Origin of the sequence: Clostridium sp. AM29-11AC (assembly GCF_003480545.1) — a bacterium.
GTDB classification, from domain to species: domain Bacteria; phylum Bacillota; class Clostridia; order Lachnospirales; family Lachnospiraceae; genus Otoolea; species Otoolea saccharolyticum_A.
On record NZ_QUJI01000001.1, the window covers coordinates 368,356 to 392,355 of the forward strand.

The 24,000-nt window shown below is 49.5% G+C and carries 19 protein-coding genes and 1 tRNA gene; 16 read left to right on the forward strand and 4 right to left on the reverse strand.

Annotated elements, in window-relative coordinates; all coding sequences use genetic code 11:
- Positions 1-73 precede the first annotated feature (73 nt).
- The 9 genes from grdC (at position 74) to DW757_RS01765 (ending at position 9,774) form a co-directional block, all read left to right on the forward strand.
- The gene (gene grdC, locus DW757_RS01730; RefSeq protein ID WP_118750796.1) at positions 74-1,621 is read left to right on the forward strand and encodes a glycine/sarcosine/betaine reductase complex component C subunit beta; all 1,548 of its coding nucleotides are present in this window, start codon (positions 74-76) and stop codon (positions 1,619-1,621) included.
- 28 nt (positions 1,622-1,649) lie between these two features.
- Positions 1,650-2,768, forward strand: a complete 1,119-nt coding sequence (gene grdD / locus DW757_RS01735; protein ID WP_015573272.1) for a glycine/sarcosine/betaine reductase complex component C subunit alpha — start codon at positions 1,650-1,652, stop codon at positions 2,766-2,768.
- A 317-nt stretch (positions 2,769-3,085) separates the two neighbouring features.
- Positions 3,086-3,179 (forward strand) — tRNA-Sec (locus DW757_RS17275).
- Positions 3,180-3,221: 42 nt separating this feature from the next.
- Entirely contained in the window at positions 3,222-4,694 is a 1,473-nt protein-coding gene (gene selA / locus DW757_RS01740) for an L-seryl-tRNA(Sec) selenium transferase (protein ID WP_008397386.1), read from the forward strand.
- A 4-nt stretch (positions 4,695-4,698) separates the two neighbouring features.
- Positions 4,699-6,612: a selenocysteine-specific translation elongation factor gene (gene selB, locus DW757_RS01745; RefSeq protein ID WP_118750797.1), complete on the forward strand. Its 1,914-nt coding sequence runs from the start codon at positions 4,699-4,701 to the stop codon at positions 6,610-6,612.
- A 153-nt stretch (positions 6,613-6,765) separates the two neighbouring features.
- Entirely contained in the window at positions 6,766-7,854 is a 1,089-nt protein-coding gene (yedE, locus tag DW757_RS01750) for a YedE family putative selenium transporter (protein ID WP_008397389.1), read from the forward strand.
- Positions 7,855-7,900: 46 nt separating this feature from the next.
- Complete coding sequence (locus tag DW757_RS01755) at positions 7,901-8,107, forward strand: sulfurtransferase TusA family protein (RefSeq protein ID WP_008397390.1); 207 nt, start codon at positions 7,901-7,903, stop codon at positions 8,105-8,107.
- Between the two features lie 183 nt (positions 8,108-8,290).
- Positions 8,291-8,527: a DUF3343 domain-containing protein gene (locus DW757_RS01760; protein ID WP_015573275.1), complete on the forward strand. Its 237-nt coding sequence runs from the start codon at positions 8,291-8,293 to the stop codon at positions 8,525-8,527.
- Positions 8,528-8,625: 98 nt separating this feature from the next.
- Positions 8,626-9,774 carry an aminotransferase class V-fold PLP-dependent enzyme gene (locus tag DW757_RS01765; RefSeq protein ID WP_118750798.1) on the forward strand — a complete coding sequence of 383 codons (1,149 nt, stop codon included), beginning with the start codon at positions 8,626-8,628 and terminating at the stop codon, positions 9,772-9,774.
- 251 nt (positions 9,775-10,025) lie between these two features.
- Here DW757_RS01765 and DW757_RS01770 read toward each other — a convergent pair whose 3' ends face one another.
- Positions 10,026-11,627, reverse strand: a complete 1,602-nt coding sequence (locus tag DW757_RS01770) for a Na+/H+ antiporter NhaC family protein (RefSeq protein ID WP_118750799.1) — start codon at positions 11,625-11,627, stop codon at positions 10,026-10,028.
- 373 nt (positions 11,628-12,000) lie between these two features.
- Positions 12,001-13,722 (reverse strand): sigma 54-interacting transcriptional regulator, encoded by a 1,722-nt coding sequence (locus DW757_RS01775; RefSeq protein ID WP_015573278.1) that lies wholly within the window; start codon positions 13,720-13,722, stop codon positions 12,001-12,003.
- 465 nt (positions 13,723-14,187) lie between these two features.
- Between DW757_RS01775 and DW757_RS01780 the strand changes: the two genes are divergently transcribed.
- From DW757_RS01780 to DW757_RS01795, 4 genes are all read left to right on the forward strand, one after another.
- Positions 14,188-14,985, forward strand: a complete 798-nt coding sequence (locus DW757_RS01780) for an SDR family NAD(P)-dependent oxidoreductase (RefSeq protein WP_015573280.1) — start codon at positions 14,188-14,190, stop codon at positions 14,983-14,985.
- 125 nt (positions 14,986-15,110) lie between these two features.
- Positions 15,111-16,502 (forward strand): aminomethyl-transferring glycine dehydrogenase subunit GcvPA, encoded by a 1,392-nt coding sequence (gcvPA, locus tag DW757_RS01785; protein WP_015544600.1) that lies wholly within the window; start codon positions 15,111-15,113, stop codon positions 16,500-16,502.
- Between the two features lie 23 nt (positions 16,503-16,525).
- On the forward strand, positions 16,526-18,091 hold the full coding sequence (gcvPB, locus tag DW757_RS01790; protein ID WP_008397400.1) for an aminomethyl-transferring glycine dehydrogenase subunit GcvPB: 1,566 nt from the start codon (positions 16,526-16,528) through the stop codon (positions 18,089-18,091).
- Between the two features lie 352 nt (positions 18,092-18,443).
- Complete coding sequence (locus DW757_RS01795) at positions 18,444-19,574, forward strand: ATP-NAD kinase family protein (RefSeq protein WP_118750800.1); 1,131 nt, start codon at positions 18,444-18,446, stop codon at positions 19,572-19,574.
- A gap of 212 nt (positions 19,575-19,786) precedes the next feature.
- Here DW757_RS01795 and DW757_RS01800 read toward each other — a convergent pair whose 3' ends face one another.
- Positions 19,787-20,587: a YwaF family protein gene (locus DW757_RS01800; RefSeq protein ID WP_118750801.1), complete on the reverse strand. Its 801-nt coding sequence runs from the start codon at positions 20,585-20,587 to the stop codon at positions 19,787-19,789.
- A 413-nt stretch (positions 20,588-21,000) separates the two neighbouring features.
- Here DW757_RS01800 and DW757_RS01805 point away from each other — a divergent pair, with 413 nt between their 5' ends.
- From DW757_RS01805 to DW757_RS01815, 3 genes are all read left to right on the forward strand, one after another.
- A complete protein-coding gene (locus DW757_RS01805) occupies positions 21,001-21,849 on the forward strand; it encodes a basic amino acid ABC transporter substrate-binding protein (RefSeq protein ID WP_118750802.1) in 849 nt (282 codons plus the stop codon).
- Between the two features lie 110 nt (positions 21,850-21,959).
- The gene (locus DW757_RS01810; RefSeq protein ID WP_008397408.1) at positions 21,960-22,652 is read left to right on the forward strand and encodes an amino acid ABC transporter permease; all 693 of its coding nucleotides are present in this window, start codon (positions 21,960-21,962) and stop codon (positions 22,650-22,652) included.
- A 4-nt stretch (positions 22,653-22,656) separates the two neighbouring features.
- On the forward strand, positions 22,657-23,391 hold the full coding sequence (locus DW757_RS01815) for an amino acid ABC transporter ATP-binding protein (RefSeq protein WP_008397409.1): 735 nt from the start codon (positions 22,657-22,659) through the stop codon (positions 23,389-23,391).
- Between the two features lie 259 nt (positions 23,392-23,650).
- On the opposite strand, the gene DW757_RS01820 is transcribed toward DW757_RS01815, so the two are convergent.
- Positions 23,651-23,971 (reverse strand): tyrosine-type recombinase/integrase, encoded by a 321-nt coding sequence (locus tag DW757_RS01820; protein WP_118750803.1) that lies wholly within the window; start codon positions 23,969-23,971, stop codon positions 23,651-23,653.
- Between the last annotated feature and the right edge of the window lie 29 nt (positions 23,972-24,000).

Below are 24,000 nucleotides of genomic sequence, written 5' to 3' on the forward strand. Positions count from 1 at the left end.
GCGCAGAAACAGAAGAGAAAAAGTATTAGCTAGTATAAAATGATTATAAACTATCATATATGAGGTGAATGACATGGGCGGATATCCTGTTTTAAAAGGTGCAAGCTATGTGCTTGCAGTCGTTCCGGATATGGTTCTTAAGAATGGAACAACACAGACTACAGAGAAGATTGTGAATCCTGATTCCGAATACTTAAAAGAGCTTCCTAAGCATTTAAGAAGCTATGAGGATGCAGTTTCCTACCTTCCAAACCAGATTTATATTGGAAATGAGAAGCCGGAGGTACTCAGAGGAATCGAGTTCCCATTCTTCAACACAAAGTGGGAGAATGCAAAGAGAGACGGCAAGTACGGACAGATTATGCCTCAGGACGAGTTCTACGGACTGATGCAGATCTGCGATGTATTTGAGCTTGTATATCTTGAGAAGAACTTTGCCGCTTCCGTTAAGGAGAAATTAGCTGCTCAGGATCTCCTGACAGAGGAGCAGCTTGCTTTATTAGACAGAAACGAGAGTACAGAGGAAGATATCAAGGCATTAGTAGAGAACGAGCACTCCGAGGGACTTTACGACGGCGGCAAGCTGGTAGGAGCTGTAAAGAGAGCTCATGACGTGGATGTGAACCTGTCTGCTCATACGATGCTTGAGAATATTGTTGCAAAGGCATCCAGCGTTCTGGCTCTGATCGAGTTAGTAAAGAAGGCCGGCGTAAATCCAGAGGATGTAGACTATGTCATCGACTGCTGCGAGGAGGCCTGCGGCGATATGAACCAGAGAGGCGGCGGCAACTTCGCAAAGGCAGCTGCTGAGGTAGCAGGCTTTACAAATGCAACTGGCTCCGATGTGAGAGGTTTCTGCGCAGGACCGGCACATGCCATTGTCCATGCAGCAGCTCTGGTACAGTGCGGCGCATTCAAGAATGTAGTCGTAACAGCCGGAGGATGTACAGCTAAGCTGGGCATGAATGCAAAGGATCATGTGAAGAAGGGTGTTCCGGTACTGGAGGACTGTGTTGCAGGCTTCTCCGTATTAATCAGCGCAAACGACGGTGTGAACCCGGTTATCCGTACAGATATTGTCGGACGCCACACAATCGGAACAGGTGCTGCTCCTCAGAATGTAATTTCTTCTCTGGTAACAGCTCCTCTTGAGGCTGCAGGGCTGAAGATCCTGGATATTGACAAGTACTCACCTGAGATGCAGAATCCGGATATTACAAAGCCGGCAGGTGCAGGCGATGTTCCGGAGGCAAACTACAAGATGATCGCTGCTTTAGGCGTAAAGAAGGGCGAGCTTCAGAGAACAGAGATCGCATCCTTCGTTAAGGATCACGGTATGGTAGGCTGGGCTCCGACACAGGGACATATTCCGTCCGGCGTTCCGTACATGGGTCCGTTAAGAGACGAGATCCTGGCAGGCGAGACAAAGCGTGCCATGATTATCGGAAAGGGAAGCCTCTTCCTTGGAAGAATGACAAACCTGTTCGACGGTATTTCCTTCGTAGTAGAGACCAATGACGGTTCCGGCGCTGACGAGGGACAGGCTGTCGACGAGAAGCAGATCAAATCCATGATCGGCCAGGCCATGAGAGAATTCGCAAAGGGACTTCTGGAAGAGTAGGAAAATATCTTGGAAAGGACGAAGAGCTATGTCTGAAGCAAAGATTAAGAAAATGATTGCAGAGACCTTTCTGGAAGTTGCGGATGCTCTTGAAACAGGCCGTTATGGCAAGAAGGCAGTCATCGGCTTCGCGTGCGAGGGAAGCGAGCACGGCCAGGAGAACATTGACAGAGCCTTTGAGCTGGCAGTGAGGAAGGGACTCACTCCCTATATGATCGAGGGAGAGGATACTCATAAAAAGATGGAGGAGCTGCTGGAATCCGGCGAGATTGACGCCGCTGTTACCATGCACTATCCATTCCCGGTAGGTGTTTCTACTGTTGGAAAAATTATTACCCCAGGAATGGGAAAGGCCATGTATCTGGCCACAACCACAGGAACTTCTGATACAGACCGCGTCTGCGCCATGGTGAAGAATGCCATCTACGGCATTATTGCAGCCAAGGCAGACGGAATTGAAAATCCGACAGTCGGCATTGCCAATATCGACGGTGCAAGACAGACAGAGAAGTACCTGATCCAGTTAAAGGAGAACGGCTATGATATTCATTTCGCTGACTCTGCCCGTGCAGACGGCGGAATCGTTATGAGAGGAAATGACCTTCTGTCTGCATCTGCAGACGTTATGGTTATGGATTCCCTGACAGGAAACCTGATGACAAAGATCTTCTCCGCTTATACAACAGGCGGAAGCTATGAGTCATTAGGCTTTGGCTACGGCCCAGGTATCGGTCCGGACTTTGACAAGCTCATCATGATCGTGTCCAGAGCATCCGGAGCTCCGGTTATCGCAGGAGCCATGGAGTTTGCCACAAACCTGATCAACCATGACTGGAAGAAGATCGTGAAGGAAGAGTGGAAGAAGGCTGAGAAAGCCGGACTCAGAGCTATCCTTGACGAGATCAAGAAGGCCAACACAAAGAAGGCAGACGCAGACGAGGAAGTGGCCATGCCTCCAAAGGAGATCTGTACAGAGCAGATTCCTGGAATCGAGGTTATGGATCTGGAGGATGCAGTTAAGGTTCTCTGGAAAAACGGAATCTACGCTGAGAGCGGCATGGGCTGCACAGGCCCAATCGTGAGAATGGCTGCCGACAAGAAAGAGAAGGCAGTAGAGCTTCTCACCGCAGCCGGATACATCGGGTAAGGCGTAAGGGGGTGGAGTGGGGAAGAGAACGAGAGTTTTCTGTTCCAGCGAAGTCACATAAAACTCTCGTTCTCTTCCCTTACCACTGCTTACGGGGGAGAAAAAACAGAGGGAAGAAGGGCATGATGGGCAGCTTCTCCCCTCTCACCCGGGAAGAGTGTAAAGTGGATAAAGGTCGGGAAAGGATGCAGTTTTTTTGTGACTTTTCTGGAACAAAAAAACTGCATCCTTTCCCGACCGCCCCATTTACAAAATTCCCTAAAATTCTTGACAGAAAACTGAATATATGATAGTATTTTACATGCTATGCAGAATGAGGAGGCAGATAGGTTGCTGGTGTGCCTCGCGGTCTTCAAAACCGTTGTGGGGAGTTAAGAGCTCCCCGGGTGGGTTCGATTCCCACCTCCTCCGTTTCTTTTTCATCTGGTAGTCATAAGGAAGGATAATATTGCTATGGGAGAAAAACAGGTTTTACTGCGTAAAATCCCTAAGATTGATGAGGTGCTGCGAGATGAGCGCCTTATTTTTTTTATGGAGAAAATGCCGCGCAGTGTGATTGTGGAGGCTGTGCGCGAACAGATTGACGCGCTGAGAGCCGGAATTTTAGAAGGAAAAACAGACAGAGTGATGAGCCGGGAGCAGGTGGCTGACGAGGCGCTGAAGCTGATCCGGCTGCGCCAGAAGAGGAATTTAAGACGGGTAATCAATGCCACAGGGATTGTGCTTCACACGAACCTGGGGAGGGCGAATCTGTCTGAGAGAGCCATTGAGGGAGTCTGCGAGGCCGCGGCTCATTATTCCACTCTGGAATACGATTTGAAGAAGGGGGCCAGAGGTTCCCGACACAGCCATGTGGAGGAGATTATCAGGAAGGTGACAGGCGCCGAGGCTGCCATGGTGGTGAACAACAATGCAGCCGCCACCATGCTCTGCCTGTCAGCTCTTGCAAGAGGGAAGGAAGTAATTGTGTCCAGAGGAGAGCTGGTGGAGATCGGCGGCTCCTTCCGCATTCCGGAGATTATGGAGGAGAGCGGTGCAATTTTAAGGGACATCGGGACGACAAATAAGACGAAGGTTTCTGACTACCGGAATGCTTACACGGAGGGCGTCACAGGAGCACTCTTAAAGGTCCACACGAGCAATTACAGGATTATCGGATTTACCCAGGAAACCACAGTTCCCGAGCTGGCGGAGCTTGGAAGAGAGTGGAACATTCCTGTTATCTACGACCTCGGCAGCGGACTCATGAATGACCTTGGGGAGTTTGGCATTGACGAGCCGACGGTACAGGGCGCTCTGAAGGACGGAGCAGATGTGGTGCTGTTCAGCGGCGACAAGCTTTTAGGCGGACCGCAGGGCGGCGTGATCATCGGAAAGAAGGAACTGATTGACCGGATGAAGGCCCATCCCCTTGCCAGAGCATTCCGGGTGGACAAGATGACGCTTTCTGCCATGGAGGCTACTTTCTTCGAGTATCTGGACAGGAGTACGTGCAGGAGAAACGTGCCGATTCTCCGGATGCTTACCATGGGAAGGGAGGAGCTTCTTGAGAGAGCCGGCCGCCTGAAGGCGCTTCTGGAGGAGCAGACAGAGAGCTTTGTCTATGCTGTGGAGGCCTGCGAGGATCAGGTGGGCGGCGGTTCAGCGCCGGGTGTGATGCTTCCTGGCTATGCAGTTTCCATCAAAAGTGATACGATCTCAGAGGCAAGGCTGGAGCGTCTTCTCAGGAAGGCAGAGCTGCCTGTGATTACCCATGTATTCCACGATGCAGTGTATCTGAATGTCCGCACAATCGAGGATGATGAGTTCCAGCGGATTGCAGAGGCTCTCTGCAGAGCAGAGCACAGCAGCGCTGAGATGGAAAAAGAGGAAACGGGAAGGACAGCAGCCCGCCCGGCAGAGACAGAGGCGGACAGGGAGGAATAGCAGGATGCAGAATGTGATTGTTGGAACCGCAGGACATGTGGATCACGGCAAAACCTGTCTGATCAAGGCTCTCAGCGGAATTGACACAGACAGGCTGAAGGAGGAGAAGAAGCGAGGAATCACCATTGAGCTGGGCTTTGCAAACCTTCTGGATACGGACGGTGTCCACATCGGAATTATCGACGTTCCGGGCCATGAGAAATTTGTCAAAAACATGCTTGCAGGAATCGGAGGCATTGATCTTGTACTTCTCGTAATCGCCCTGGATGAAGGGGTCATGCCCCAGACGGTGGAGCACTTTGAGATCCTGAAAATGCTTCAGATCCGCCAGGGAATCATTGTTCTCACAAAATCTGATACGGTGGACAGCGACTGGGCGGATATGGTTGAGGAGGATGTGAATGAGCTGGTGGAGGGCAGCTTCCTGGAGCAGGCCCCCCGCATCCGAGTGTCATCCTACACCGGGGAGAACATTGAAACGTTAAAGCAGATGATCATTGACATGGCAAAGAAAACCGGAAAGCGCAGGGAGGAGGCCGAGCTGTTCCGCCTTCCCATTGACCGGGTGTTTACCATGGAGGGCTTTGGAACCGTTGTCACAGGTACTCTGATCGAGGGAATGTGTGAAACGGGACAGGAGGTGATGGTCTATCCTCAGGAAAGGCTCTTAAAGATCAGGGGAGTTCAGAGCCATGGCCAGAAGGAGGAAAAGGCTTTTGCAGGGCAGAGGACAGCCATCAATCTGGCAGGCATCAAGAAGGAGGAGCTGAGCCGCGGGGAGGTGCTGGCCTATCCTGGTTCCCTGGTAAACAGTACCATGGTGGATGCGACGCTGAGACTGTTTGCCTCCACACAGAGGAAGCTCAAAAACGGCGACAGGGTACACTTAAGCTACGGCTCCGCCCAGGTGATTGGAAAGGTGATCCTGTTAGATGCCGACGTAATCGAGGCGGGGCAGGAGGCCTTTGTTCAGCTTCGTTTCGACGAGCCAATCTGTGTTAAGAGAAATGACAAATTTATTGTCCGCTTCTATTCTCCGGTGGAAACCTTCGGAGGAGGAACCGTGCTGAATCCGGCAGCTGACAAGCACAAGAGGGGCCAGGAGGCGGTGATCGAGTCTCTGCGCCTGAAAAAAACGGGCACAGACATCGAGGTACTGGAACAGATGGTGGACGAGGAGAGCCGCCGCTTTCCGGAGCCGAAGGAGCTGGCCGCGTGGATGGATCTGACGGTATCTGAGGCGGAAAAGCTGCTGGATACACTCAGGAATAAAAAGAAGATCCTTCACCTGAACGACGGAAGCTTTGTGGGAAAGGCTTACTGGGAGCGCGTCGCGGAGACTGCAAAGGAAATTCTGGCCCAGTTCCACCGGGAAAATCCCATTGTAGGAGGCATGGATCGGGAGGAGCTTAAGAGCCGTCTGGCGGAGAGACTGCATCTTCAGAGCATGAAGAAGGCGGAGACTCTGATGGCAGAGCTGGAGAAGCGGAAGGTGATTTCCATTCAGGGAAGCATTGTCTCTGTGGCGGGATTTACAGTCAGCTATTCAGATGAGGCGTCGAGACTGGTTACCGATCTGGAAAATATATATAAAAAGGCGGGATTCGAGGTTCCGTCCACAGAGGAGCTGGTGAGCGCCTATAAGGATAAAAAGCAGGCCAAGCAGGTGCTGGCAGAGCTTACCAAGCAGGGGGTTCTCGTAAAGGCCGGAACAGGGGTTCTGATGCATAAGGAACACTGGGATCGGGCTCTGGGCGTGCTGAGAGACTACCTGAGCTCCCATCCGGAAATTACTCTGGGAGAATTCAGGGATCTTTTAGGCACCTCAAGAAAGTACGCGGTGATGCTTCTGGAGACCTTCGATCAGATGAAGATAACGAAGAAGGTGGGGGACGCGAGAATCCCAGGAGGAAAATAGGAACCCTTGGTTTTTTGCCTGGAGCAGCCAGCAGGGAGGCCGCAAAAAGCTATGCATTCCAGGTGAAAAAGAAGGGGACAGGGGAGGTAACCTGTCTGCCCTTCCTTTTCACCTGGTTCATAGAATATACATCCTATAAGGGGGAGATAAGAAATGAATAACAGTAACTTGACAACAAGGCTCGGCCTGGGAGCGATCCTGGGAATTGCGGCAGCGGCGCTGGCGCTTCTGGGGAACCCGGCCAACATGGCGCTCTGTATTGCCTGCTTTATCCGGGATACAGCAGGCTCTATGAAACTGCACTCTGCAGCGATTGTCCAGTATTTCAGACCGGAGATCGTGGGGATTGTGTGCGGAGCGTTTCTGATTTCCATTGCCACGAAGGAGTACCGTTCCACATCTGGCTCCTCACCGATGATCCGTTTCCTGCTGGGCGTGATTATGATGATTGGCTCCCTGGTATTTCTGGGCTGCCCGCTGCGTCTGCTTCTCAGACTTTCAGCCGGAGATCTGAATGCCGTGGTAGCACTTCCAGGCTTTGTGCTGGGAATTTTTACCGGTACTCTTGCCCTTAAGAGAGGATTTTCGCTGGGCAGAGCTTATCCGACCAAGGAATCCAGCGGATTTGTGATCCCGGCACTTCTGGTATTTCTGTTTGTGCTGTCGCTTACAACGACTCTGTTTGTGTCCAGTGAGTCCGGCCCGGGAAGCATGCATGCTCCGGTGGCGGCATCCCTGATCGCAGGACTTGTATTCGGAGCCGTGGCGCAGAAAAGCCGCACCTGCTTTGCAGGAGGTTTTCGCGATGTAATCCTTATGAGAAATTTTGACCTTCTCAGCGTGCTCGGCGGACTGTTTGTTGTAATGCTGGTATTCAACCTGGCCACAGGCGGATTTAAGCTCTCCTTTGCAGGACAGCCGGTAGCTCACTCCCAGCATATCTGGAATTTCCTGGGAATGTATGCAGTGGGATTTGCTGCTGTGCTTGCGGGCGGATGTCCGTTAAGGCAGCTCGTCCTGACAGGACAGGGCTCCTCCGATGCAGCAGTGACCTTTCTGGGACTGTTTGTAGGAGCGGCTTTCTGCCATAACTTTGGTCTGGCGGCTTCGGCGGCGGCAGCGGCTACTGAGACAGCGGAAGCTGTAGCAGGCGGTCCGGCCATGGCTGGAAAGGTGGCGCTGGTGATTGCCATCGTGGTGCTGTTTATGATTGGTTTTTTGCCTTCCAAAGGGAAAAAATAAAAGTGCAGCAGAAAAGTGAAAGATCATGAATGAGAGGTGACAGAGAATGTACGAGGTAGATGCAAGAGGGCTTTCCTGCCCGGAGCCGGTAATGATGACAGCCGATGCCATTAAAAAACATGGAAGTGAAACCATTCGGGTGCTCGTCAGCGAAGTCCATACAAGACAGAATGTGGAGAAATACGCAAAGAGCCAGGGAAAAAATGTTTCTGTCAGAGAAAATGGCGAAGACTTTGAACTGATTATTGAATAAAAAGCAGCAGTTCGGCTTTCGGGATCCCCCGGTGCTTTCGCGCAGAATGCATGAAAGCGCCGGGGGATCCCGTGCCAAACTGCTGAAAACAGAAGTTTATACGTATCGCAAAACGTGTCAGCGGTCCGGATGCCGCCCCAGAGCGGAAGACTGGACCGTTGCAGCAGAAATGAAAGAGAGAATATGAGAAAAAAAGAACCGACACTGATTATTACATTCCACACAACAGCCGATGCCATTGCTCTGGAAAAGGCATGCAAGGAGGCCGGAAGGCCGGGGCGCATGATCCCTGTGCCGCGGGAGCTGTCGGCCGGCTGCGGTCTGGCCTGGTGTACAAGCCCGGAACATGCAGAGGAATTTAAAGATTTTCTCCGGAAAAAAGGGCTTGAGTGGGAAGATTTTGCGGAAATTCTGTATTAGAACTGGTAAGAAGTATGATGGCATATTTGTCAAATTTGCCATTTACAGCTGTCAAACCATAAAACGGTTTTGCAGCAGATTGGAAAGGCGGATACAGTATGATATATTTTGACAATGCGGCTACAACTATGAAGAAGCCCGCCCAGGTAGCAGACGCCGTGTCCAGGGCTCTCATGAATTTTGGAAATTCAGGAAGGGGAGCCAGCGAGGCGTCCATGGACGCCTCGAGAATTATTTTCAGCACAAGGGAAAAAATCGCCCGCCTGTTTCATGCGGGAGAGCCCAGGCAGACGGCGTTTACCTGCAATGCGACAGAGAGCCTCAATACAGCCATCTGCGGGCTGATCGGGCCTCAGGATCATGTGATCACGACAGTCCTGGAGCACAACTCCGTTTTAAGGCCTTTGTTTCATCTGGCAGAGCAGGGTACCGATGTGTCCTTTGTCACCTGCGACAGCCTGGGAAGGCTGAAATATGAAGAATTTGAGGCAAATCTCAAGAAAAACACCAAGGCGGTGATCTGTACCCATGCTTCCAATGTGACAGGAAATGTGGTGGATCTGAAGAGAGTGGGGGAGTTCTGTAAAAAACACGGCCTTCTTTTTATCGCCGACATTTCCCAGACAGCAGGAGCCTATCCGGTGGATATGGAGGTATTTCAGGCGGATGTCCTGTGCTTTACCGGGCATAAGGGTCTGATGGGACCTCAGGGAACGGGAGGCCTCTGTGTCCGGGAGGGAGTGGATATTGCACCTCTCAAGCGGGGAGGCAGCGGAGTCCACAGCTTTCTGAAGGAACACCCTTCTGAGATGCCGGTGAGACTGGAGGCAGGAACGCTGAACGGACACGGCATTGCCGGTCTGAACGCAGCCCTGGATTTTATCGATAAGACAGGCGTGGAGAATATCCACAGCAGGGAAAACGCTCTGCTGATGCAGTTTTATGAGGGGGTAAAAAGCATACCCGGTGTAAAAATCTACGGCGATTTTGAGGACAGTCTGAGCCGCTTCAGAAGGACGGCTGTGGCAGCTATTAACATTGGAGATTACGATTCCTCGAGAGTCAGCGATGAGCTGGAAACGGTCTATGGAATCGCCACACGGCCGGGAGCCCACTGCGCTCCTCTGATGCACCAGTCTCTGGGAACCGTGGAGCAGGGAATCGTGAGATTTTCGTTCTCCTGGTTTAACACAGAGGAGGAAATTGAAGCAGTAATCCGGGCTGTGAGAGAGATGGCGATAGAGTAAAAAGAAGACTGCAAAGAGACGCGGGAGGCATGTGAGGATTTTGTTCCGGTAAAGTCACAAAATCCTCACATGCCTCCCATTCTATGTCAGCTCCTTTCGGGAGAGAATCATGAAAAGAAGATAGTGAAGGAAGAGAGCAGCAGTTCAATAAAAAAAGAAGCTTTACGGCTTTTGCGATGCTGCCGTAAAGCTTCTTTTTTTATTCAATTTTCTTCTTTCTGCTGTGCTCTCACACAGCCCCTCGTACTATTTTATTTCGCCATCACATGATCTTCTGTCATGGTCTTTGAGTAGTTTGGATCAATTCCATACTTCTTCATGAAGATGTTATGTAAGATAATCTGTAAGAAGTACAGTGCTATGAGTCCGACCGGAATCATGATAACCGGGGAGATGCGGAAGAAGCCGTATGCCAGATATAAAACAGCGATAACAGCGCCAACCGTACAGATGTAAGGAATCTGAGTTCCAACGTGATCGATGTGGTCTGCGCCTGAGAACAGGGAGGCCATAACGGTTGTATCTGATACCGGTGAGCAGTGGTCACCGAAGATAGCTCCTGATAATACGGCGCCGCACATGCCGACGGAGAAATCCACATCCTGTGTAATCATGTAGCCTAACTGGATAGCCAGAGGAGTCATGATAGCCATGGTTCCCCAGGAAGTACCGGTTGCGAATGCAACTAACATGGAGCAGAGCAGTACCAGAACAGGAAGAAGTCCTGTCGGGATATTGCCGCCTACATAGTGAGCAACGAACTCTCCAAGTCCCATGCTCTTTGTAACCTCAGCCAGTGACCAGGCCATAACCAGAATAGCTCCGGTAAGGGACATCAGCTTGAAGCCGTCTACGATAGTGGACATGGTCTCGTCGAAGGTCATGATCTTGGAAACAAGAGCGATCACAATACCTGTAACTGCCATTCCGAAGGAGCCCCAGTAGAGTGCCAGCTGAACATCGCATACATTTAAGATGTCCATAAAACCTGAACCTGTGCGGTCCGGGCTGGTCCATCCTGTGTAGATGATACCGAAGATGATGATAGCAAATGTTACAAGAATCGGAAGAACGAAGGAGCGGATCATCGGTTTTGTCTGCTTTGCCTCTCCAAGTTCGCTTCCCACGTCAAGCATTGGCTTTGCGCCGACACGTGTAAACTCGCCAGTCTCCAGACAGCGGGCCTCAGCCTTTAACATTGGGCCGTAATCGCGTCCTGTGTACATCAGCATTCCCACGAAAAGCAGGGTGAAGATGGAGTACATATTGAACGGAAGGGTCTTAAAGTAAGCGCCTACAGGCGTAAGACCTGTGATTCCTGCTGCGTCAAGTCCCTGGCCAATCATACCGATCTGGTAAGCGATCCAGTCGGAAATAAAGAATGCAGCTGCCGGAGCGGCTGTGGCGTCGAGAACGTAGGAGAATTTCTCAGATGAGATACGGTACTCTTTACAGATATCGCGGAATACGTTTCCGTCGATGGCGGCTGCCAGACAGTCGTTAACGGAGCAGCACATACCGAGTCCCCAGGTTCCCAGGCAGACAGAGCGGCGTTTTTTGAAACGCTTCTTGGCAGCGGCTGCCAGAGCGAAGCTTCCGCCCAGCTTCCAGATGAAAGAGATGCCGACGCCCATGAACAGGGTGAACAGGAGCAGAACAATATTCCCGGACATATTCACTGCAATCTGATCCAGAGCGTAAGCACAGGCTGCAAACGGGTTCCAATTAGAAATAATCAGACATCCGGCAAACAAACCTGCAAACATAGAGATAAGTACCTGTTTCGTCGCGAAGCAAAGCGCAATCGCAATCACAGGCGGTACGAGGGCTAAAATGCCATAACCAGTTTCCATATAGTTTCCTCCTCTTTTATGGAATTGTTGTCTAACTAAAAAGCAAGAAAGATGCCAAGAAAATAAAATGTGCGAAAAAGATATAAAAAATACATTATAGTTTGATAAAAAAACGCTGAAAAAAGGGCTTTTTGTCGTCAGTTAAAATTTTGTAAAAGGAGTGAAATAGGTTTTTTGATAAGGCCGGAAGATGCAAAAAAACAGAAAGTATGAAGATAAATTGACAGCTGAATCTGTCATAAAAGGTGTCAATGGAATGTCAAATTTGACAAATATCTTAAAAAACAATTAAAATTTCTGGCTGGAAAGGCAGAGATTTTCTGCCCGGCTTCCAGCCAGTCTTTCCTAAACATATAGCAAATCGATAATTAAGTTAAAGCTGCATCTGATTCAGCTTGCGGTAAAGAGTTCTCAGGCTGATTCCGAGGGCAGCTGCAATTCGTTTCTTGCCCTCAAGTGTATGGCCGTAGGTTGCCAGAAGCTCCTGAATCTGCTTTTCCTGGGAATCGGGAAGATGAGCGGAGCGGGGTTCCTGCTTTTCACTGAATTCCAGATTCAGCCTTGAAATCAGATGTTCCGGCAGATCGGAAGGATTCAGTGTGTCCCCGTCGCAGAGGTTGGCCGCATACTCAATAACGTTCTGAAGCTCTCGGATATTTCCGGGCCAGGGATAATTGAGGAACAGCTTCTCTGCCTCAGACGAGATTTTTCTGAGGGGAGTGCTCATACGGCTGTGCAGCAGCTCCAGATAATTTTTGCTGATGGGTATAATGTCATCTTTCCGCTCCCGGAGAGGGGGCAGCTTAATATTAATTACGCTGATACGGTAGAAGAGATCCTCACGAAATTTACCCTCCTTGATCATATCAGCAAGATCACGGTTGGTAGCTGCCACGATTCTAATGTCCAAATGGATTTTTTTGGTGGAGCCTACCCTCTCCAGCTCATATTCCTGCAGGACGCGCAGCAGTTTTGGCTGGACAGAGAGGGGCATTTCCCCCAGCTCATCGAGAAACAGGGTTCCGCCCTGAGCCAGCTCAATTTTTCCCATTTTTCCGCCCTTTTTTGCTCCCGTAAAGGAGCCTTCCTCGTAGCCGAACAGTTCGCTTTCGAAGAGGTTTTCAGGGATACTGGAACAGTTGATAGCTACAAAGGGATATTTTGCCCGGCGGCTCTGCTCATGGATGGACCGGGCTACCAGCTCTTTTCCCGTTCCAGTCTCCCCGGTAATCAGGATGGGGGTGGGGCTGTCAGCCACACGCTTGATCATCTTTTGTATATGAGAGAATTCCTTGCTGGAACCGATGAGCTTCTGAAAAGAGCCGGATTCTGCCTGGCTTTCATAAAACTCGTTTGAAATTCTCACAAGGATCGAGTGGATGTGATCTCCGGAGTAGATGGAGCGGGTCGTCACCTTGGCGGTATTCTCGCCGATAGATACTTTCTTTTCGTACAGATCATTGCCGGAGGTGATTTTTCTGGCAGTGTCCTCGGAAAAGATCTGGCGCAGGCTGGTGGCTGACACATTGCAGAACTTGAGAATTTTTGCCGCCAGGCTGTTGTAGCGCAGGACGACGCCGTTGGGATCTGTTAAGAGCAGCGGCTGTTCGTACAGCGCCATCAGATTCTCAATGAGGTTTATCGTGTCTGCAGCGGATCCGTCGTCTGAGAGCTGCTGAAGGTATTCGCCGATCAGGCTCGAGAGCTTTGTAATGGCATTCAGGTAGATATCCGTATTCTCGGAAACGCGCTTTTGTCCTTCTTTTGTAAAGGCGGTAAAGGAGATAACCCCGGCCACCTCTGTTCCGCTGTGGATGCAGCAGAGGATTTCCATGGTAGCGGGGCAGTGCTCGTTAAAACGGCATCCGATGCAGGCAGGCATTTTGCCAGGCTCTGTGACAAGGACATTGCCATTGACAATGACATCCTGGATGAACGCGTAATGGACTGCATTGCCCTTTTTCTTCAGATAGGTGGGAGTGCAGAAAAACAGGTTGCTCTCATTGTCAAAAACGGCGGCTTCCACGCGGAAGGCCTCAGCGGCTGCTGAAACAAAGTGCTCGACAGCAGAGCGCATATCTTCTAACTGAGTCATAATTGTTCCCCCTATGATTGATCGTATTTTATAATATAATAGGATGTACAGTTTGACAGCTAGATTATAACACACAGGAAAAATGATGACAATATCTTGAAAAAAGATGACAAACTATTGACATTTGCCATCAAAACCTGGAAAATATGACAAATCAGGTGACATTAAAATGGCAAAAAGCCTTTGCAGACAGCCATCACAAAAGAAAATAAAAAAACAAAAAGCGGCATTTTATTCAGGAAAAAGGCCGTTTTTACTAATAAAGAGGGAATAAAATACAGATAAATGAAAAAGTTCTGCTTTTTTTGGCATGAGCCTTGCTTTAATAAATGGGTGAAAAAAGGATACGGCTTTTAAAAGCAAAACAGAAGAGAAAGAAAAGGCTGAAAGAGCAAAAGCGGCTTCTGTTTTAACCGGTAACCTGTACGCATTAAAAATGAACATATATAAAGGAGGATGACATTTATGATCACAAAGAAAGATCCATTAAACCTGACTGGCAAGGTAGCAGTTGTTACGGGCGGAAGCTCAGGAATCGGACTGGGAGTTGTTGAGATTCTCTCCGCTTACGGCGCAAAGGTAGCTATGGTAGATATCAGCCCGAAGGGTGAGGAGAAAGCTGAGGAGCTTCGCCAGGCAGGCAGAGATGTGACATTCTTCAAATGTGATGTTACAAACGAGGAGCAGGTAAAGGCGACGATTGACGGCGTTGTAGCAAAATATGGAAAAATTGATATCCTTCACAACAATGCAGGCGTTACAGTAAGAAAGACTATCGCAGACCTGACAGAGAAGGAGTGGGATTTCGTTCTGGATGTAGGTTTAAAGGGACTGTTCCTGTTCTCCAAGTACACAATCCCGGTAATGGCAGCAAACGGCGGCGGAAGCATCATCAACACAGGTTCCGGCTGGGGCTTAAAGGGCGGCGACCTGGCAGCTGCTTACTGCGCAGTTAAGGGCGGTATTGTAAACGTAACAAGAGCTATGGCTATTGACCACGGTCATCAGAACATCCGTGTCAACAGCGTAAACCCAGGCGACACAGATACAGCAATGCTCCGCGATGAAGGAAAGCAGACAGGCGTTGTCAAAGAGGGCGGCGAGCAGATGGACGCTTATCTGGCAGACTGCGGAACTGGCAGACCTCTTGCAAGAATCGGTATGCCGGAGGATATCGCAAATGCAGTTCTCTTCCTGGCAAGCGACTTATCAAGCTGGATCACAGGTGCAGCACTGGTAGTAGACGGCGGCGGAATCGCATAATCAGCCGTTCTGGAAGCTGCCCTCAGGCAGCACAGACTGCATGAAGGAAGAAATGAAGGGAAATGGGGCAGAACGCCTCATTTCCCCGGAATATAAAACCCGAAATTAAAGGAGGAATTATAAAAATGAAAGGATATGCAAGCCATCCTTACATACCGAACTCAGTTCCTGAGATTCAGGAGGAGATGCTCCACGAGATCGGAATGAACTCTCTGGAGGAGCTTCACAAGAACGTTCCAGAGATTTTAAAATTAAAAGAGAATATGAACCTGCCGAAGGCATTTGGTTCTGAGTATGAGCTGAGAAGACACGTGGAGAAAGTTCTCTCCAAGGATACAGACTGCCACAAGAACTTAAACTTCTTAGGCGCAGGCTGCTGGCAGCATTACGTTCCGGCTATCTGCGACGAGATCAACGGAAAGGGCGAGTTCTTAACAGCATACGGCGGCGAGCCATACAACGATGAGGGACGTTTCCAGTCTCTGTTCGAGTATGCCAGCATGGTTGCTGAGTTAGTAGATATGGACGTTGTAAACGTACCTACTATGGACTGGGCACAGGCTGCCGCTACAACAGTAAGAATGGCACAGAGAATCACAAACCGCTCTGTTGTTCTGGTTCCTGAGATTATCGATCCTCAGAAGCTGGCCGTTATGAAGAACTACGCAGAGAGCGTAATCAAGTTCGAGAAGGTAAAGGCAACCGCTCAGGGAACCATTGATTTAGATGACTTAAAGGCAAAATTAAACGACGATGTAATCGGTATGTATTTCGAGAACCCGAACTACTTAGGCGTGATTGAACCAAACGGACAGGCTATCTCCGATGCAGTACATGCAGCAGGCGGATTAAGCCTTGTAGGTATTGATCCGATTTCCTTAGGCGTTCTGGCTACACCTCCGACATACGGTGCAGATATTGTCTGCGGTGACTTACAGCCACTGGGCATTCATATGTTCTACGGCGGCGGCCAGTCCGGATTTATGGCTACAACAGATGATGAGAAGTTCGTTATGGAGTTCCCGTCCAGACTGTTTGGTATCGCTCCGACTTCCGAGCCAGGCGAGTACGGCTTCGGTGATGTTGCCTACGACAGAACTTCTTTCGGACACCACAGAGAGCATGGTAAAGAGTACGTTGGTACACAGTCTGCACTTTGGGGAATCACAGCAGGCGTTTACCTGGCTACTATGGGACCTCAGGGTATGGCAGAGGTTGACGAGTTAATCATGGCAAATGCACAGTACGCTGCAAAGAAGCTCTCCGAGATTCCTGGAATCAAGGTAAATCCATTCGGAAGCGTATTCTTCAAAGAGTTTGTCATTGACTTTACAGAGACAGGAAAGACTGTTGAGGAGATCAACAAGGCTCTCCTTGCAAAGGGCATCTTCGGAGGAAAAGACTTATCCAAGGAGTTCCCGAATCTGGGACAGTCTGCTCTGTACTGCGTGACAGAGGTTCATATGAAGGAAGATCTGGATACACTGGCAGCAGCAATCGCTGAGGTTATCAAATAGGCTGCGCGGAAAGGAATGATATTGTGAAAAGAATAGATAGATCATCAAAGGTCAGAACAAAATTTCACCAGGCAAAATGGGATGAGCCGATCATTTACGAGTTAAGCACCCCAGGTGAGAGAGGTATTTTAGTAGGTGCTCCTGAGGAAGAGGTTGCCAAGGAAGTAAAAGGTACAGCAGCTATTCCGGAGGGCATGAAGAGAAGCACAAAGTTAAACCTGCCGGAAATGTCCCAGAGCCGTGTTCTTCGCCACTATGCAAGACTGGCACAGCAGACATTAGGCGCTGATGTGAACATCGAGATCGGCCAGGGAACCTGTACAGTTAAGTACAGCCCGAAGGTAAACGAGCAGTTATCTGCCCTGATCCGCGACTACCATCCATTACAGGATCCGTCCACTGTACAGGGTATGCTGGAGATTTTCTACAATACAGATAAGTATATGTGCGAGATTTCCGGAATGGATCACTTCTCCTTCCAGCCAAGCGGCGGTTCCCAGGGTATCATGACCATGGCTTCTGTTATCCGCGCTTACTTCAAGGACAAGGGAGAGGACAGAAACGAGATCATCACAACCATTTACTCCCATCCGTCTGATGCGGCAGCTCCTGCAGTAGCTGGATTTAAGATTATCTACTTACAGCCAGACCCAGTGACAGGACTTCCGACCTTAGAGCAGTTAAAGGCAGCATGCTCTGAGAAGACAGCAGGCTACATTGTAGCAAACCCAGAGGATACAGGCGTTTACAACGGCCATGTAAAAGAGTTCGTTGACTACGTTCACTCCATCGGCGGTCTCTGCGCTTACGATCAGGCAAATGCAAACGGCCTCTTAGGAGTTACAAGAGCAAGAGATGCCGGATTCGATATGTGCTTCTTCAACCTGCACAAGACATTCTCCACACCTCACGGATGCGGCGGCCCAGCCTGCGGCGCTACAGGTGTTCAGAAGGATCTGGTTAAATTCCTTCCGGCTCCGATCATCGACTACGACGGAGAGAAGTACTTCTTAAACTATGACATCTGCGCAAATCCAAATGCAGTTGGAAAGGTCAGAGAGTGGTACGGCGTTGCTGAGGTTGTATTAAAGGCATACTGCTGGATCAGAAGCATGGGTCCGGACGGATTATACCAGGTTGCAAAGACCTCTGTATTAAACAACAACTACCTGTTCAAGAAACTGATGGAGCTTCCGGAAGTTTCCGCATACTACCAGGACGGCAACAACCAGAGAGTAGAGCAGGCAAGATACTCCTTAGAGAATCTGGAGAAGGAAACAGGAATCGGAACACTGGATGTTCAGAGAAGAATGATGGATTTCGGTATGCATTACTGGACTTCCCACCATCCATTCTATCTGCCTGAGCCGATGACCTTAGAGCCGACAGAGACACCATCCAAGAAGGATATCGACGAGTACATCGAGACTCTGAAATACGTATTCAAGGAGGCTCACGAGAATCCGGAGATCATCAAGACCGCTCCTCACAGAAGCGTAACACATCAGGTAGACGAGTCCGGTATGGATGATCCGGCAAGATGGGCAACCACCTGGAAAGTATACCAGAGAAAATACAACGAAGACTAATTTTGTGCGGAACGCAGAAGGTTAGCCGCTGCCCGAACGGAGCGAAGTTTGGGTTTCCCTAAGTAAAGATAAGTGTTTTTTCTAAAAGAAGAGCTGCTGCCGCACCTCTCCGAAGCGTATGCAGGAGAAGTCACAGCAGCCTTCTTTTTCTCTGTCTGTTTCAGGAACTGGAAGTTTGAGGATCAATATCTCTGGAAATAGAAATCAATCTGTGGGGAAAAATTTACTTTTCCGCATTAGCAGAACAGGGGGAATTATGATATAATTTTTTGTGACTTTACCGGAATAAAAAATTATATCATAATTCCTCCGTCACCCCTGCACAGTTATAGAAAAAGGAGTAAATACAACCATGAAAAAATTAGGCCTAATTATTAACCCGGTGGCCGGAATGGGAGGCAGTGTGGGCCTCAAGGGCACCGATCATATGGTGGAAGAAGCGCTCAGGCGCGGTGCCAAGCCCAGGGCCAATGAGAGGGTGCGCATTGCCCTCGCGGAGCTTCTGGAACTGAAGGATGAAATAGAAATTCTCACCTACCCCGGCGATATGGGGGCGGAGGCAGCAGAGGAGCTGGGATTTAAGACCGCTGTTCTGATGCCTGAGGGGGGAAAGGATCTGAATGCCCTTCTCGACAGCTCACGGGCTGATACTCTCTCCCTGGCAAGGCGCCTGAAAGAGGAGGGAGTGGATCTCCTGCTGTTTGCAGGCGGAGACGGAACGGCCCGCGATATCTACGAGGGAGTGGGAACGGAGCTTCCTGCTCTGGGGATCCCGGCAGGAGTAAAAATTCACTCTCCTGTCTATGCCAAAAATCCTCAGAGCGCCGGAAGTCTTGCAAAGCTGTGGCTGTCAGGAAAGGTGACAAAGACGGCGGAGCAGGAGGTACTGGATATTGACGAGGATCTCTACCGCCAGGAAATTATCAACACAAGGCTGTACGGCTACCTTTCCGTCCCCTTGGAGCACGTATTTACCCAGAACAGAAAGGCGCCGACTCCTCTCTCGGAGACAGCTGCCATCGAGTCCATCGCCCATGAGATTGTGGAGCATATGGACCCAGACACCTACTACCTGATCGGAGCGGGAACCACCACCAGGGGAATCATGCAGATGCTGGGGCTGAAAAATACGCTGATCGGCGTTGATCTGATAAAGAACCGGGAACTGGTGGCAAATGATCTCTACGGGGATAAAATCCTTGACTATATCAGAGGCAAGAAGATAAAGCTGGTTGTGACAGTGACGGGAGGGCAGGGCTTCCTCTTTGGCCGCGGAAACCAGCAGATTACGCCGGAGGTGATCCGGGAGATTGGCAGGGAGAATATTATAATTATCGCTACCAAGGCAAAGATCGCGGAATTTCATCATCAGCCGTTCCTGGTGGACACACCGGACCAGAAGCTGAACCAGGAGCTTTGCGGCTATTACCGCGTGGTGACGGCATATGGAGAATTCACTATGTGCAGAGTAAGTGAAAATTAGAGACTGCCATTGCGGCAGAGTGCCGGCTTTAATTAATGAAGGAATGTTTCATAATGAAGAAATATTTTGCAATGAGAAATATTTCATAAAAACAAAATAACTTTGCAGTGAAGGATGGCTGCTGCGGGCAGCCGTCCTTTTATCTTACAGACACCGGGGGATTATGGAGATTTTTACTCGTGCTGTTCTGTGTTACAGAAGATCATGCCGTGTCATTTTGACGCTTTTTTGCGATGCTTTGACACTGCACCTGAAATCTCCTTCATCAGAAAGGCTCCCGCTATAATTGCGGCCAGGTAAGCAATATTTCCTGCAGAAATACCAAAGCGCTCGGCAATCTGGTGGAAAACAATCTGTGTATTTGGATAAAATGGGGATATGTAAAACATGTCCGCATCCTGCCAGGGCGGCAGGGCAACCTGCCGTGACAGGACGTTGATTCCCGCAGCAATGGCACAGCAGGAGAGAAAGAGGGCGGCGGTTTTCAGAAATACATCATTTCCAGACGAGGCCAGGCCGGAAAACAGGATGAAAAAGCCGATGAATACGAGAATTCCATGCCAGAAAAAGCCGTGCAGGGTCAGCGTCCAGTAGGGATGCATCAGCCCGCTGGGCTCTGCAAAAACCAGCAGGGCGCCTAAAAGGTTGTACTGGTACATGAAGGTGAAGAGCAGAGCCCTCTTTCTGGCTGTGAGAAAGGGGAGGAACAGGCAGAGGTACATGGGAAGGCTGCACAGCTGAAAGGGGAAGTACCACCAGTTGTAGTGGCCGTTATTTTCAATATAGTAGATAAAGAGCTGTTTATACAGTTCGCAGCAGAAGAGAAGTATTCCCAGTCCGGTCAGAAGCCGTATGGCCTGCGGTCCACCCAGATGGCGCAGTTTCCAGGCCAGGAGGAGGGCCAGGGAAATCAGAATAAAACTGAGAGCCAGGTGAAAAACAGAGCCGGGAGCAGGGGGCTCCATCGGCCAGGCGGTCGGCTCTAAAATATAGTTTAAGAGCAGGTATCTCATAAAATAACCTCTTTTCGTATGGTAATCGTTCGTTTCGGCAGATTCAGTATAGTCCTTTCCAGGGAAAAAGACAAGCAGCTGTGAGGGTGCGGCTTCTGTAAATGATAAAATATTCATGAAACGTGTACAAACCAGTATTTTAGATGTTTTGAATGAATAAATAAACAACTACAAGTTTTATTTATACAAAAAAAACAGTTGACTATTTGCAGAAAATGCGTATAATAATGATATATCAGAGAAATGCAGGGAATACATAAATATTCAAAAGAATAAGAGAAATGGATTCTCTGTACTGCCAACGGAAAAGGACAGCAAGGTTTTGACTTTCAGCCCAGGGTCAAAGAGATCCATGGGCATATAAATGGAAACTGTAAACGAAAATGAAAAGAAGGTAAATGGAGGAGTCTATTATGAAAAAGAAATTTTTAGCATTATCTATGGCAGCAGTTATGGCAGCAGCTCTGGCAGGCTGCTCATCAGGAGGCAGCACAGCAGACACCACAGCTGCGGCAGCTGAGGAGACGACAGCAGCAGGTTCTGAGGCAGCTGCAGAAGGATCGGAGGCGGCCGAGGATGCTGAGGCAGCGGAGGAGACTGCAGGCGGCACATTAATTATGGGAACAAATGCAACCTTCCCGCCATATGAGTACTATGACGGCGATGCGATTGTGGGAATTGATGTTGAGATTGCAGAGGCAATCGGAGAAAAGCTGGGAATGGATGTACAGGTTGAGGATATGGAGTTTGACGCTCTGATTCCTGCCCTGGTCAGCGATAAGGTAGACTTTGTTGCAGCAGGAATGACTGTGACACCGGACAGAGAGGCATCTGTAAACTTTACAGACACATACGCGACAGCGGCTCAGGTGATTATTGTCAAAGAGGGAAGCGACATTGCCTCCGTTGATGATCTGGCCGGCAAGGTAGTGGGCGTTCAGCTGGGAACGACAGGCGATCTTCTCGTGAGCGAGATTGAGGGCACAACAGTTGAGCGTTACAATAAGGGATTTGAGGCAGTTCAGTCTGTGACTCAGGGAAAGATTGACGCAGTGGTAATTGACAACGCTCCTGCCAAGAACTTTGTTGCGCAGGGTGACGGGCTGGTAATTCTCGAAGAGGCATTATCTTCTGAGGACTATGCTATGGCAGTGAACAAGGATAACACAGAGCTTTTGGAGCAGATCAACGGAGCTATTGCAGAGCTGAAAGAAGAGGGAACTCTTGACGCCATTGTTGACAAATATATCCCGGCAGAGTAAACTTAATGGAAACAGAAAATCGACGGCTGCACCTGTGACTGAATAGGTGCAGCTTTCCTGTGGTAAAAGGACAGGAACGCGGATCAAAAAAGTGAGAGAGAACAGGGAATATGTGGAATCAGTTTGTGGATACGTTTACCAGAAATTTTATTAATGGGGACAACTGGCATTACATTGCAGACGGCCTTGTGACAACCATCCAGATTACTTTTTTTGCAGTGCTGGTGGGTATTGTAATCGGCTTTATTGTGGGAATCATCCGGTCGACTTACGATAAGACGCACCGCTTGAAAATTCTGAATTTCATCTGCAATGTCTATCTGACTGTCATAAGAGGAACACCGGTGCTGGTGCAGCTTTTGATTATTTACTATGTAATTTTTGCCAGCGTCAGAATCGACAAGGTGCTGGTGGCAGTTCTGGCCTTCGGAATTAACTCAGGCGCCTATGTGGCGGAGATCTTCCGAAGCGGAATCATGTCCATTGACAATGGACAGTTTGAGGCGGGAAGAAGCCTTGGCTTTAACTACCCGCAGACTATGTGGTATATTATCATGCCGCAGGCGTTTAAAAATGTGCTTCCGGCTCTCTGCAATGAGTTTATCGCCCTTCTGAAGGAGACCTCCATTGCCGGATACATCGGGCTTCAGGATCTGACCAAGGGCGGAGACATTATCAGAAGCCGTACCTACAGTGCATTTATGCCGTTGATTGCAGTGGCATTGATTTATCTTGCGATTGTGCTTATCTTCACGCAGCTTATCAAGATTCTGGAAAGGAGGCTTAGACAGAGTGAGCACTAACAGAATGGAAGAGCCTTTAATCCAGGTGAAGCATCTGGGAAAGAGCTTTGGATCCCTTCAGGTTCTGAAGGATGTGACAGTTGATATTTATAAAGGAGATGTTGTCTGTGTCATTGGAGCCTCCGGTTCAGGAAAAAGTACCTTTCTGAGGTGTCTGAACCTTCTGGAGGAGCCGACAGAAGGACAGATTCTGTTTGAGGGAACGGATATCACGGACAAAAGGACAGATATCAATAAGCACCGGCAGAAAATGGGAATGGTGTTCCAGCAGTTTAACCTGTTTCCGCATATGACGATTCTGGAGAATCTGACACTGGCGCCCATTAAGCTCCAGGGCAAGAAAAAGGAAGAGATTGAGCCGGAGGCCATGAAGCTTCTGGAGAGGGTAGGACTTGCCGATAGGGCAAACGCGTATCCGAGCCAGCTCTCGGGAGGCCAGAAACAGCGAATTGCCATTGTCCGCGCTCTGTGCATGAAGCCGGATGTGATGCTGTTCGATGAGCCCACCTCAGCTCTCGACCCCGAGATGGTAGGAGAGGTGCTGAATGTTATGCGGGATCTGGCAGAGGCGAAAATGACCATGGTGGTAGTTACCCATGAGATGGGCTTTGCCAGAGAGGTGGCCACCCGCGTAATGTTCATGGACGGAGGAAATTTTGTGGAGGAGAATGAGCCGAAAGAATTTTTCTCAAATCCAAAGAATGAAAGACTGAAAGCCTTCCTGAGCAAGGTTCTCTGACAGAGGGAGAGCAGGGGAGGACATATAAAAAGGGGCAGCTTGGCTGCCCTTTTTTCGTATTATAGGAAATTCCTCCGAATTTCCTATAATACGAAAAGCCCTGCCGGGCGGGATGCGCACGCCGCGCAGAGGAAAAAGGCTGTTTAAAGCAGCCGTGCGGCGGCGCGAAAAAGCAGGCAAGCCCCTCATGATTGAGGGAGTGGAGAGCTGAGGCGGGCCTGCCTGCTTTTTCATGGAAATTCCGTCAGATTTTTTGCTGCTACCAGGTAATGATTCTGTCCAGAAGCTCCTTTTGCTCCACGCTTGAGCGGGTCAGGTAGATTCTGGTGGTTTCAATGCTGTCATGGCCCATCAGGTCTGCCAGAAGAGAAATATCATTGAATTTCTTCAGAAAATTTTTGGCAAAGCGGTGGCGGAAGGAATGGGGATAGACGGTGCCGGGATCGATCCGGTACCGCACGGCAAGCTGTTTGAGCTGGACTGCAATTCCACGGGCTGATATAACCTGGCCATGATGATTGAGAAAAATAAAACCGCTTTTCATTCCCCTGGAGTGAACTACCCATTGTCTAAAGCCAATGGGCTTCCTGCTTCATCGACCTCGTAACC